The organism is Streptomyces sp. bgisy100 (genome assembly GCF_057709105.1).
The window spans coordinates 142,698-154,670 of the sequence record NZ_JBYITE010000005.1; the positions used below are offsets into that span (position 1 = coordinate 142,698).

Sequence of the window (11,973 nt, forward strand, 5' to 3'; positions counted from 1 at the left end):
TTCGCAGGGGTGCGCCCGCCCCGCCTTCGCAGGATCCTGAACGCACTCGACGACTCGGGGAGTGGCGATGACGTCGGCCCTGCAACCGGAATCCGGCGTGCCCACCAGCGGCCCGACGACGCCACCGGACCCCGGGGGAGAACTGGCCCTCGAACTCCTGGTGCACGGCGTCGGAGGCACCACACCGCAGGCGATGCTCGACGACCCCCGGACCGTCCGCGTCACCGGGGACGAGACCGCCGGCATCCACCGGCGGTGTGACGACGCGGACGCCGAGCGCCGCCCCCAGGACTACCGCGACCGGCCCGTCCCCGAGGCGTACTGCTGGTGCAACCTGACCTCCGGCAACGGCGCCCGCGCCCTGTGGCTCGTCCTGCTGCCCTTCATGGTGGCCAACCTGGCGCACTGGATGCGGCCCGCCGCCGCCGGCCGCCCCCGCGCCTTACGCGCCTACGGTGTGCTCGTCCGACTGCTCTCCCTCAGCCTGACCGTGCTGCTGGTCGCCGCCGCCTGCGAGGTGGCCCTCGACCTCACCGCCTGGCAGTGCGCCGGCTCCCCGGCCTGCGCCCGCGACAAGTCCTGGCTGGGATTCCTCTCCCCGGAGCACGGCGGCTGGTGGGCCCAGCCGGGGCGGCGCCTGGCCCTCGCCGCACTGGTCCCCGCCCTGCTGACGGGACTGCTCTGGTGGCTCTCCCACCGCACCTGGAGCGCCTACGAGTCGCAGCCCCCGCTGCGCCGCCCCACCGACGAGGACGGTCCCGAGGCCGCGGCGCGCCCCGCCCTGCGGCTGCCCGGCTTCTGGTACGGCCGCCGGCTGGTCGCCCGGCTGCGCGCCGCCCACACCGCGGCCGGATTCCTGACCGTGGCCGCCGCCCTCACCGCCGCCGCCACCCGCCACGACCGCAGACCCGGCGGCAGCGGCTGGCTGGACGCCCTCGGCTGGATGCTCTACGGCACCCTCGTCGCGGGCGGCCTCTTCGTGGTCTGGGTCGTGGCCGGCCGGGGCCGCAGCGAGCGCCGGCCCGACGACCGGCTGGACCGGGCCGTCGTCCGCGCCCTGCCCGGCACCGCCCTCGCCGTCCTCGCCGCCGCGGCGCTGCACGCCGCCTGGTCGCGGCCCGACTGGACCTCCCGGGGACTGCTGCCCGGCGACGAGACCTTCGGGGTGATCGCCCTCGGCCAGGGCGCCCTCGTCCTCGCCATCGGGGCCACCGCCTGGTGGCTGGCCCGCAGCCGTCCCGAGCACCGCACGGTCCTCGGCGGCCTCGGCGGGGCCGCGGTCGCCACGCTGGCCTGCGCCCTCGGCGGCGTCATGTCCGGCGGCGTCGCCCAGCGGGTCGCCGACTGGCTGGACGGCCCGGGCACCCCCGGCATGGACGGCGGCCCGATCGACGGCCCGCCCGTGCTGCTCTCCTGGCAGGCCGCGATCATTCCGCTGCTGCTCGTCGTCCTGCTGGTGATCGCGGTCCACTTCGGCAACCGGACGTGGCGCACCCGGCGCCGGGAGATCCGGCTCATGCCCGAGGCGTACCCCGGCGAACCGCCGGACACCGCCCGCACCCGCCGGATCGCCGGTACCGTCGCCCGTGCCGGACTCACCGACTGCGCCCCGTGGTTCATCGGCACCATCGCCGTGGTGACCCTGCTGTTCGGCGGCGCCGCGGTCCTGGGCGCCTGGGTGACCGGCGAGGTGCCCGGGGAGGCCGCCGAGAACGCCCCCGGGCCGCTGGCCGCCGGCGCGCAGGCGGCCCAGGCGCTCGGATCCTGGCTGATCGGCGGGCTGTTCATCCTGTTCATCGCCGCCGGCCGGCAGGCGTACCGGGACGCCTCCGCCCGGCGCACCATCGGGATCCTCTGGGACGTCGGCACCTTCTGGCCGCGTGCCGCCCACCCCTTCGCGCCCCCGTGCTACGCCGAGCGGGCCGTGCCGGACCTCACCTGGCGCATGTCCACCTGGACCGAGCGGACGGGCGGCCGCCTGGTGATCTCCGGGCACTCGCAGGGCAGCGTGCTGGCCGCCGCGGCCGTCTGGCAGCTCGCCCCGCACACCCGGCGCCGGGTGGCCCTGCTGACGTACGGCTCCCCGCTGGAACGGCTCTACGGACGCTGGTTCCCCGCCTACTTCGGCCCCGGGCCGCTGCGCGCCCTCCACCGGGAGGTGCACTGCTGGCGCAATCTGTGGCGCCGCACCGACCCCATCGGCGGCCCGGTCCTGCCGCTCGACGGCACGGCCCCGGAGGTCGACCGCGGGCCGCTGCGCGACCCCCTCGTCTACGGCCGCACCGCCGAACACCCGCTGCCCGCACCGATCCTGGGCCACTCCGACTACCAGGCCGACCCGGCCTTCGCCGTCGAACGCGGCGGGCTGCTGGCCCGTCTCCCGGGCGTCCCGGAGCAACGCCCCGGGCCCGGCGCGGAGTCGGCCTGCCCGCCCGTGGCATAGGGGTCCTTGCACGATGAGGCCCCGGGCGGGCACGGGGCGAGGGCCCCTCAGGGGGACAGCTCGGGCAGGTCCTCCCGGTAGAGCAGGGTGAGTTCGTCCGTGCTGGGGTCAGCGAGCTGGGCGACCCGGCTGGCGTGCCGCTCCACCATCGCCTCGAACGTCTGGCGCGCCGTGCGGCCGTTGCCGAACGCCGGCCCCTTCGGGATCAGGGTGAAGTACTTGAGCAGCGCCTCCGCGGCGCCCTCCCCGATGCGGTACTCGTGCTCCTCGGCCTGCTGCTCCACGATGTGCAGCAGCTCCTCCGGGGCGTAGTCGCCGAAGGTGATGGTGCGGGAGAAGCGGGAGGCCACACCGGGGTTGACGGACAGGAAGCGCTCCATCTCGGCGGTGTAGCCGGCGACGATCACCACCACCGCCTCCCGGTGGTCCTCCATCAGCTTCACCAGCGTGTCGATCGCCTCGCGACCGAAGTCCCGCCCCGAGTCCTCGGGGGAGAGCGCGTAGGCCTCGTCGATGAACAGCACCCCGCCGCGGGCCCGGTCGAACGCCTCCTGGGTGCGGATGGCGGTGGAGCCGATGTGCTCGCCCACCAGGTCGACCCGCGACACCTCGACCAGGTGGCCGCGCTCCAGCACCCCGAGCGAGGCGAGGATCTCCCCGTACAGCCGGGCGACCGTGGTCTTGCCGGTGCCGGGGGAGCCGGTGAAGACCAGATGCCGGCGCACGGACGCGGCCTTCAGACCGGCCTGCCGCCGCCGACGGCCGACCTCGATCATGTCGGTGAGCGCCCGCACCTCGCGCTTGACGCTGTCCAGGCCCACCAGCGCGTCGAGTTCGCCGAGGACCGCGGTGGACGGCCGGGCCGGCTCGGGGGCCGGCTCGGCGGGAGCGGCGGCCGGGGCCGGCTGCGCGGGCACCGTGCCGAGCAGGCCGGTGGTGGCGGTCGCGGTCTGCACCGCCGGAGCGGTGAGAGCGCCGGCCGCCGCGGGAGTGCGGCGCTCGGCGCTCTCGTCGCTGGTGCAGTCCTCGCAGACGGGCCCTCCGGTGCGGCCGTCGCCCGAGGCCGCGCTCTGGTCGGAGAACTCGTAGCCACCGCGCGCACAGCGCTCGGTGCGGCAGCGCGTCAGGGTGGTGCGGCAGCCGTCGATGATGTGGAACCCGTAGCCGCTGCTGCCCGTCACCCGGCAGCCGGTGAACGTGCCCCGGCCCTCGGCGGACACGTAGAACCCGGCCTCCGTCGGGGACGTGACGGTGCACCGCTCCACCGTGGGGTCCGCGCCCTTGGTGACGATGACACCGGTGGCCACGGCGTCGACGGTGCAGTTGGCCAGGGTGCCGCCGCTGCCGTGGTCACGGAACCAGGCGCCGGTCGCGGCCTCCCGGATCCGGCAGTCGTCGAGCTGGGCGGTGGCCCCGTCGCTCACCGACACCGCGGTGTTGCGGACCTGCGCGATGTCGCTGTCGACCACATCGGCCCGGGAGCCCCGGTCGAGCACGAAGAGCGCGTCCGGCACATCGTGCACCCGGCAGGAGTCCAGCACCGCGACCGCGCCGTCGCTCACCCACACCGCCGGGTAGTCGCCGGTGCTGTCGTGGATCTCGCACTGGTTGGCGTCGACCCGGGTCCCCGGGTCCCAGACCGACAGCCCGTTGCGCCCGAACCGCCGCACCGTGCTGCGGGTGAGCGTGAGCACCGAACGGGAGCGCAGGTCGACCGCGTTCTCCGGGATGTCGTGGAGGGTGCAGTCGGACAGCGTGAGCACGGCATCGGTGTCGAGCGTGATCCCGTCCGTCGAGGTGCGGTGCACGGTGCAGTCGGTGAGGTGGCCGGTGGCGCGCGAGGTGATGTGCACCCCGGTGCCCTTGATTTCGTACACCTCGCAGCCGATGGCCTCCAGCGAGCTGTTCTCCCCGGTCAGCGAGAGGCCCGCACCGGAGCAGTGGTGGATCCGGCAGCGCTCCAGCCGGGGGTGCGCGCCGCCCCGCACGGCCACACCGGCCTGGCCGGCGCAGACCACCTCGCAGTCCTCGAAGACCCCGCCCGAGCCCTCGACGGCGCCGATGCCGATGCCGCCGGGGTTGTCGATCGTGCAGCCGCGCACCACCGGGCGGGAGCCGCCGCGGACCTCGATGCCCACGGCCGAGCGGGTGACCACCCGCAGCGCGGTCAGCTCGGGGGTGCCGTCCTCGATCAGCAGCGCGGGCGCGGCGGAGTCCTGGCCCTCGACGTGCAGGTCCTGGAGGATCGCGGAAGCGCGTACGGTGAGGGCGACACCGTCCGGCGGCGCGATCCGGACAGCGCCGCGGGAGCCCTCCGGACCGCGCAGGGTGACGGCCCGCGTCACGACCAGGTTCTCCCGGTACGTGCCCGCGGCGACGGTCAGCACATCGCCGTCACCGGCGGCGTCCAGGGCCGCGCCGAGGGAGGCGTACTCGCCTGTGCGGCGCCGCCACCGCGAAGTGCCGGTGTGCGTCACCTGGACCGTGCCCTGTGGTGCCATGCTGCTGACGTGCCCCCACCTCGTGCGTGTGCTTCATCGCGTACGGCTGTACTGGCGGTCCACCGTAGCGTGCGCGGGGCGGGGCAGTTGACCGCTCAGCGGCCTGTGCCGGTCCTGCCCCAGTCCTGACCGGCTCGTTCCCACGCCTGGTCCCACCGGGTGTACCGCCGATGCATGAGACGCCATACGACGAGCCGTCGCGCGGCCTCCACCAGAGCCGCCGTGGCGGCCGCGGCGCCGGCTCCGGCGAGCACCGCGTGCGAGGTGGCCGTGGACAGGTCCATCGGCCTGGGGACGATGCGTCCGCGGGCGTCCGTCCACAGCCGGAACCGGTCGCCGGGCGTGACCGACCGGGGGGAGATCGAGGGGCCGGTCAGGACCCTGCCGTCGGGGGCCCGCCAGGTGGCCACCACCCGGTGATGCGCGTCCCGGGCCGAGGAGGTCTCCGGGTCGGGGTCGATCGGCGGGTGCGGAACCCGGCGCACCACGGTCGCCGTCACCAGATGACGCGCCTGGCGCTGGTCGTGCACCCACTGCGCCAGCCTGTCGTGCACACCGGTCCCCACGGCCACCCCGGCCGCGGGTGCCCCGATGACGATCAGCGCGGCCGCCAGCAGCGCCGCCCAGGTCTCGGCAGTGTCGGTCCTCCGGCGCAGCGGGTTCCGCCGCCAGCGCCAGAGGCCGGGTATCACGCGCACGGTCATGCACCCCCTTCCGTGTCTGTCATGCCCGCACACCCCACGGCAGATGTACGGGAAGTCCGACGGAGAACGAGATCACTCGCCCTGTTACCCGGTCACCTCCACCGGATCACCGATCCGGATCGTCCCCGTGTGCTCCGGGACCAGGTTCTGGCCGAAGATCAGCTGGTCGCCGACGCGCCGGTGGCGGGCGAGCGTGCGCAGGGGCTCCTTGCCGCGGTCGCCGGTCCGCTGGTCGGTCGTGGTCATCACGCACCGGCCGCAGGGCTTGGCCACGCGGAACCTCACCTCGCCGATCCGCACCCCGGACCAGCCGTCCTCCGCCCAGGGAGCGGTGCCGTCCACCACGACGCTGGGCCGGAAGCGGTTCATCGGCAGCGGCCCCTCATCGGGGTGGTCGCCCTGCGCGATGAGGGAGTTGAGCGCGTCCAGCGATGCCGTGGTGGTCAGCAGCAGCGGGAACCCGTCGGCGAAGCTCACGGTCTCACCGGGCCGCCCGTACTCGGGGTCCACCGGGCGCCGGCGGGCCGGGTCGTCCAGATGCACCAGGCGAGCGTCGGTGCCGAGGTGGCTGCTGAACCACTCACCCGCGGCCGCGGCGGCGGGCACCGCCTTCACCGTGTCGCGCCAGACCTCCACAGCGGTCGGCGCGACGGGCTCCGGCACCTCCACCGTCAGCGGCTCCATGCCCGGAGCGGTGAGCCGGACGCCCCCGCCCGGCAGCGGCTCGGCGGCCACCAAGGCCAGGCGCGGGTAGGCCCGTTGCGTGATGAACCGGTCGGCGGTGTCGACCAGCATCCACCTGCGGTCCCCGGCGAGCCCCCACGGCTCCACGGCCGCCTCGTCGGGGTTGCAGCCCGCCACCGACTTGACCGGGTAGACGTGGACCGCTCGGAGCACTGGATTCGGCATGAGTCCAGTCTGCCAGCAGGATCGGACAAATGACCGATCGGTGGGGCCGTTCGGGGCAGGTCAGTAACCGCGCCCCTGATACGGGCGGCCGTACGGGTCCTCGTACGGCGAGGGCGCGGGCCGCGGAGCCGCCGGGCGCGGCGCGGCCGGACGCATCTGGTCGTAGCCGTTCCCGCCCGCCGGGGTCTGGTACTGCTGCGGTCCCGGATACCCGCGCGGCGCCCCCGCCTGCTGCGGAATGTACGGCGCCGGGGCGCTCTGCAGCGGCTGGGGCTGCGGAGCGGCGGCCGGATAGCCGTAGGACGGCACCTGCTGCGAGGGGCCGGAGGGCAGCGCGGGCAGCGCCGACGGGAGGGCGGGCAACGAGCTTCCGCTGTCGTAGGCGGAAGGCACCCGGATCGGGGCGATCTGCGGGGTTCCCCGCTCTGCGACGAGGCTGTCGTAGATCGGAGTGTCCGGGAAGGAAGGCGCGGAGTAGTAACCGCCGCCATAGGTGGAGCGGGGGGAGGTCATGCTCCATAAGTTAAGCCCACGATGTGCTGATTGGGGAGACCGATCAGGGGGTTGTTTCACGAGTTCGGAGCGCGGATGGATCGCCAATGGGGATGAACTCGGGGAAAACGGGCTTCTTGTCGCGTTGAGATCCTGTAAAGGCCTTGCGCCCGGCGGGTTACCGCGGGTTGGAGGAGGTATGGAAAGGGCTTGCTGCCGACCGGCGCCGTACCGCACACGAACCGGCGGGCATAGGTTGTTCCCGGACATCACGGAGGCCGGACGTCCGGCACGGCGGCGAGGGGGAGAGCATGACGATGCGCAAGGGTGCGAACGTTCCGGTTCCGGCCGCGGCGGTGCGGGTCGAACTGGGCTGGCGCGCCGGGCCGGGCGTGCCCGACGCGGACGCCTCGGCGCTGCTGCTCCAGGGCTCGGGCAAGGTCCGCTCCGACGCCGACTTCGTCTTCTACAACCAGCCCGCGCACGCCTCCGGCGCGGTGCGGCACGAGGGCAAGCGCACCTCGGGGGAGGCGGTGACCGACACGCTCTCCGTCGACCTCGGCGCGGTCGAACCCGCCGTCGAGACCGTCGTCCTGGCCGCCTCCGCGGACGGCGGCGGCTTCGGCCGGGTGCCGGGGCTGCACATCCGGGTGCTGGACGCGGCGAACGGCGCCGAGCTGGCGCGGTTCGACAGCGCGGACGCCACGGTGGAGACGGCCTTCGTCCTCGGTGAGCTGTACCGCCGGCAGGGGGCCTGGAAGTTCCGGGCCGTGGGGCAGGGCTACGGCTCCGGACTGGCCGGGCTGGCCACGGACTTCGGGATCTCGGTGGACGACCCCGCGCCCCGGCGCGCGGCGCCGGGGCCCGCCGCTCCGTCCGCCGCCCCGGCGTCCGCGCCCGCTGCCGTGCCCCTCCCGCCGGAACGGCCGGCGCCCGCCGCCGCGGTGCCCGCCCCTGCCGCCCCGCCCGCCGCGCCGGTGCGCCTCAGCAAGGTCACGCTGACCAAGGACGCCCCGGCCGTGTCGCTGACCAAGCAGGGCGGCACCTCGGGCGCGCTGCGGGTGAACCTCAACTGGGAGGTGCGGAAGCAGTTCAAGGGCTGGGGGAACAAGCTCGGCCGGGCCATGGCCCTGCACGCCGACCTCGACCTCGACCTGTGCGCGCTGTACGAGCTCACCGACGGCAGCAAGGGCGTCGTCCAGGCCCTGGGGAACTCCTTCGGATCGCTGCACCACCCGCCGTTCCTCCACCTCGACGGCGACGACCGGACCGGAGCCACGGCGTCCGGCGAGAATCTGACGGTCAGTCTCGACCACAAGGACCGGTTCCGGCGCATCCTGATCTTCGTCACGGTCTACGAGGGCGCGCGCAGCTTCGCCGACCTCCACGCCACCGTCACCCTGCAACCGCAGCACGGCGCGCCGGTCGACTTCTCCCTCGACGAGTGCACCGTCCCCTCCACGGTCTGCGCCCTGGCGCTCATCACCAACACCGGCGGCGGCGAACTGGTCGTCCAGCGCGAGGCCCGCTACCTCGTCCCCGAGCGCGGGGTCAGCCCGCAGCGCACCGTCGACCGGGCCTACGGCTGGGGCATGAACTGGACCCCCGGCCGCAAGTGACGCCTCACGGCCCCGCGCCCTCCTCGGCGGCGCCGGTCCCGGTGGGTGCGTCCGGAGTTCCGGACCGGGCTGCGGTGTCCATCGCCCCGCGCCGGGCGGGGGCCGCCACGGAGCCGGCGCGGGCGGGTGTCCGCGTGGTGCCGGGCCGGGCGGGCGCCGGATACGTCCGCCCCTTCCAGGCCGCGCCGCGCCCCCGGTGGTGCCGCACCGCCGAGTCGACCGTCATCAGCAGATAGAGCGCGGCGGTGAACGGAAGCAGCGGTGCGTACCAGGGCGGTTGGCCGTAGCAGCGGAGCATCGGCAGATAGCTGCCCGCCATGACCGCCCACGCCCCCGCTCCGGCCACCGCCGCCGCGGGGTTCCCGGACAGCGCTCCGGCGACGGCCGCGGCCGGCGGGGCCAGGTACACCACGGCCAGTCCGCCGACCGTGCCCGCCAGCAGCAGGGGACTGTGCCGCAGTTGGGCGTAGGCGCTGCGCGACACCATCCGCCACAGCTCGCCCAGCCGCGGATACGGCCGCACGCTGGCCACCGGGCCGGCGAGGCCCAGCCAGATCCGGCCGCCGCGGCTCTTCACCGCCCGGGCCAGTGCCACGTCGTCGATGACGGACTCCCGGATGCTCTCCGGGATCCCCGCCCGCGCGGCGGCGGCGTCCCGCAGCAGCACACAGCCGCCCGCGGCCGCCGCCGTCCGCGCCCCCGGCCGGGCCACCCGGCGGAACGGGTAGAGCTGGGCGAAGAAGTAGACGAACGCCGGGACGATCAGCCGCTCCCAGAACGTCGCCACCCGCAGCCGCGCCATCTGGGACACCAGGTCCAGCCCGGCGCCGTGCGCGGCGGAGACCAGCTCCCGCAGGCTGTCCCGGGTGTGCCGGATGTCGGCGTCCGTCAGCAGCAGATACTCCGGGGCGGGGGTGCGGGTGCGGGCCAGGGCGATGCCGTGGCGCAGCGCCCACAGCTTCCCGGTCCACCCCGGTCCCGGCTCCCCGGGGGAGGACACCGTCAGCCGCGGGCCCCCGGTCCCCGCGGCGAGTTGCCGCGCCAGATCTCCGGTGCCGTCCGTGCTCCCGTCGTCGACGAGGAAGATCTCCACCGGGCCCGGATAGTCCTGGGCGAGCAGCGAGCCGAGACTCGTCGGCAGGACCGCGGCCTCGTCCCGGGCGGGCACGATCACCGCCACGGCCGGCCACCGCGCGGGTGCCTCCCGCGCCGGCAGCCGCACGTCGGTGCGCCAGAACCACGCACGGCCCAGGAGCAGCCACATCCACACCGCGAGCGACCCCACGGCGACCCAGCTCAGCGCACTCACCCGGGCAGTCTGCCGGACCGCGCGCGGCGGCGGGGCGCGGCGCCACTGCGGGTCGCCCCATTGCCCCGCCCGCTGTCCCGCCGGTCGTTCCCCGCTCCGCGGGGGCCGGTTCGGCGGCCACCGGGTCCGGTTGTCCGGCGCCGGGGGAGCGGGCGGCCGTGCCGTCAGGCGGTCCGCCCCCCGTGCGGGCCGGTACGGCGGAGGGCCCGACGGGTGTGCGCGGCATTGCCCCGATCGGCCCATCGCATAAGGTTGCCGGGTGAAAATCGCGCTCATGGACTCCGGTATCGGGCTTCTGGCGGCCGCCGCCGCGGTGCGCCGGCTGCGCCCCGACGCCGCACTCGTGCTGTCCTCCGACCCTGATGGCATGCCATGGGGCCCCAGAACTCCGGAATATGCCACCGAGCACGCCCTGGCCTGTGCGGAGGCCGCCGCCGCCCACCGGCCCGACGCGCTGATCGTCGCCTGCAACACCGCCAGCGTCCAAGCCCTGCCCGCGCTCCGCGCGGCACTGGAGCCCGGGCTGCCCGTGATCGGCACCGTGCCGGCCGTCAAGCCCGCGGCGGCCGGCGGCGGACCCGTGGCCATCTGGGCCACCCCGGCCACCACCGGAAGCCCCTACCAGCGCGACCTGATCGCGGAGTTCGCCGACGGTGTGGCGACCACCGGTGTGCCCTGCCCGGGCCTCGCCGACGCCGTGCAGCGCGGCGACGAGACGGCGATCGACGCCGCCATCGCCGCGGCGGCCGCCCTCACCCCCCGCGACGTACGGGCCGTCGTCCTCGGCTGCACCCACTACGAGCTGGTCGCCGAGCGCATCCGGGAGGCCGTGCAGCAGTCGTCCGGGCCCGCGATCGCGCTGCACGGCTCCGCCGGGGCCGTCGCCGCGCAGGCACTGCGCCGGATCGGTGCGCAGCCGGCGCCGGCCGCGGCCCCGTCCGACGACCTGACGGTGATCCTCAGCGGACGGGAGACCACCCTGCCCGAGGTCGCCCTGACCTACGCCGAGGGCCGGCTCCTCGCGGCCATGAGCCCCGCCGTGGGCTGACGCCCCACGGACCGCCGGGCGCCGGCAGCGCCGATGGAGCCGACGACCGACCGGTACCTGCCGCGCCGATGGAGCCAACGTCGGGCGGTGCGCCGAAGGCGCCCGCAGCGGCGCGGCTGCGGGCGCCAGGACCCAGTGGCGCGGGCCCGGATCCGCTGTCCCGTGGAGTCACCGGTGGTCGGCGCGTGACGGCTTCCCGGAGCGGAAGTACTGCGGCATGTGCGCAGCGGAGCGGACCGGACACGCTCTGCTGTCGCGGGGGAACGCGAGTACGCTCGCTTCATGAGGGACGACCTCCACCACGACGATCCGGGCGGCCGGGCCGAGCCCGTCCCCGCGGTGTGGACCGGGCGCGCGACCAACCGCGCGCAGTGGCCGCTCGCCGCCCTCGGCGTCGGCTGCATGGCCCTCGGCGTGGAACTCGCCGTCGAGGCCCCCTGGACGTCCGGCATCGTGCCGCTGCTCATGTCGGTGATCGGATGCCTGGCCGTGGGCCTGCTGGTGCTCTACGGCACGCTCGCCTTCGTCCACGTCCATGTGCGGATCGAGGACGAGGTGCTGGAGGTCCGGTGCGGCCACGTCGGTCTGCCGCGCCGCCGCATCGCGCTGGAAAACGTTGTCGGCGCCGAGTACGTGCCCCGGGTGACCCCGCATGAGTGGGGTGGCTGGGGCTGCCGGTGGCGCCCCGAGAAGGGCACCGCCGTGGTCGTCCGCCGGGGCGAGGGCCTGCTGCTCCGGATGGGGGACGGCCGCCGGTTCACGGTCACGGTCGACGAGGCCGAGGTCGCGGTCCGGGTGATCCACGACCGGCTGCGCAGGATGTCGACGACCCACGATCCCGCCTGACTGCCTCCCGGGGCGGGCGCCTGCGCGTGCCGCCGCCGGGCCGCACCGCACACCCGATCCGTACCGGGGAGTTCGCCGGTGAGCCGGTAACGCGTACGGAGC

9 protein-coding genes are annotated in these 11,973 nt (G+C 75.2%); 4 read left to right on the top strand and 5 right to left on the bottom strand.

Translation table 11 applies throughout. From position 1 onward, the window contains the following. Window positions 1-67 precede the first annotated feature (67 nt). Window positions 68-2,443: a hypothetical protein gene (locus AC3EQ1_RS05695; RefSeq protein WP_432093151.1), complete on the top strand. Its 2,376-nt coding sequence runs from the start codon at window positions 68-70 to the stop codon at window positions 2,441-2,443. 47 nt (window positions 2,444-2,490) lie between these two features. On the opposite strand, the gene AC3EQ1_RS05700 is transcribed toward AC3EQ1_RS05695, so the two are convergent. The 4 genes from AC3EQ1_RS05700 to AC3EQ1_RS05715 all read right to left on the bottom strand — a co-directional run bounded on the left by AC3EQ1_RS05700 (window position 2,491) and on the right by AC3EQ1_RS05715 (window position 7,070). Continuing rightward, on the bottom strand, window positions 2,491-4,944 hold the full coding sequence (locus AC3EQ1_RS05700; protein WP_432093152.1) for a right-handed parallel beta-helix repeat-containing protein: 2,454 nt from the start codon (window positions 4,942-4,944) through the stop codon (window positions 2,491-2,493). 95 nt (window positions 4,945-5,039) lie between these two features. Then, a complete protein-coding gene (locus tag AC3EQ1_RS05705) occupies window positions 5,040-5,642 on the bottom strand; it encodes an Rv1733c family protein (protein ID WP_432093206.1) in 603 nt (200 codons plus the stop codon). Between the two features lie 90 nt (window positions 5,643-5,732). After that, window positions 5,733-6,557, bottom strand: coding sequence for an MOSC domain-containing protein (locus tag AC3EQ1_RS05710; protein WP_432093153.1), 825 nt, complete (start codon window positions 6,555-6,557; stop codon window positions 5,733-5,735). A gap of 60 nt (window positions 6,558-6,617) precedes the next feature. Next, complete coding sequence (locus AC3EQ1_RS05715; protein WP_432093154.1) at window positions 6,618-7,070, bottom strand: DUF6643 family protein; 453 nt, start codon at window positions 7,068-7,070, stop codon at window positions 6,618-6,620. A 296-nt stretch (window positions 7,071-7,366) separates the two neighbouring features. Here AC3EQ1_RS05715 and AC3EQ1_RS05720 point away from each other — a divergent pair, with 296 nt between their 5' ends. After that, window positions 7,367-8,668 carry a TerD family protein gene (locus AC3EQ1_RS05720; RefSeq protein WP_432093207.1) on the top strand — a complete coding sequence of 434 codons (1,302 nt, stop codon included), beginning with the start codon at window positions 7,367-7,369 and terminating at the stop codon, window positions 8,666-8,668. Between the two features lie 4 nt (window positions 8,669-8,672). Here AC3EQ1_RS05720 and AC3EQ1_RS05725 read toward each other — a convergent pair whose 3' ends face one another. Continuing rightward, complete coding sequence (locus tag AC3EQ1_RS05725) at window positions 8,673-9,977, bottom strand: glycosyltransferase (RefSeq protein WP_432093155.1); 1,305 nt, start codon at window positions 9,975-9,977, stop codon at window positions 8,673-8,675. A 259-nt stretch (window positions 9,978-10,236) separates the two neighbouring features. Here AC3EQ1_RS05725 and AC3EQ1_RS05730 point away from each other — a divergent pair, with 259 nt between their 5' ends. Together AC3EQ1_RS05730 and AC3EQ1_RS05735 are read left to right on the top strand one after the other, a co-directional pair. Further along, window positions 10,237-11,025 carry a glutamate racemase gene (locus AC3EQ1_RS05730; protein WP_432093156.1) on the top strand — a complete coding sequence of 263 codons (789 nt, stop codon included), beginning with the start codon at window positions 10,237-10,239 and terminating at the stop codon, window positions 11,023-11,025. Between the two features lie 282 nt (window positions 11,026-11,307). Next, window positions 11,308-11,871, top strand: coding sequence for a hypothetical protein (locus tag AC3EQ1_RS05735; RefSeq protein ID WP_432093157.1), 564 nt, complete (start codon window positions 11,308-11,310; stop codon window positions 11,869-11,871). Window positions 11,872-11,973: the final 102 nt, after the last annotated feature.

What these genes read in the sequence shown, in the direction of transcription:
- AC3EQ1_RS05695 (WP_432093151.1), top strand. Translation starts at nt 68, where the DNA reads ATGACGTCGGCCCTGCAACCGGAATCCGGCGTGCCCACCAGCGGCCCG.
- AC3EQ1_RS05720 (WP_432093207.1), top strand. Translation starts at nt 7,367, where the DNA reads ATGCGCAAGGGTGCGAACGTTCCGGTTCCGGCCGCGGCGGTGCGGGTC.
- AC3EQ1_RS05735 (WP_432093157.1), top strand. Translation starts at nt 11,308, where the DNA reads ATGAGGGACGACCTCCACCACGACGATCCGGGCGGCCGGGCCGAGCCC.
- AC3EQ1_RS05700 (WP_432093152.1), bottom strand. Translation starts at nt 4,944, where the DNA reads ATGGCACCACAGGGCACGGTCCAGGTGACGCACACCGGCACTTCGCGG.
- AC3EQ1_RS05710 (WP_432093153.1), bottom strand. Translation starts at nt 6,557, where the DNA reads ATGCCGAATCCAGTGCTCCGAGCGGTCCACGTCTACCCGGTCAAGTCG.
- AC3EQ1_RS05715 (WP_432093154.1), bottom strand. Translation starts at nt 7,070, where the DNA reads ATGACCTCCCCCCGCTCCACCTATGGCGGCGGTTACTACTCCGCGCCT.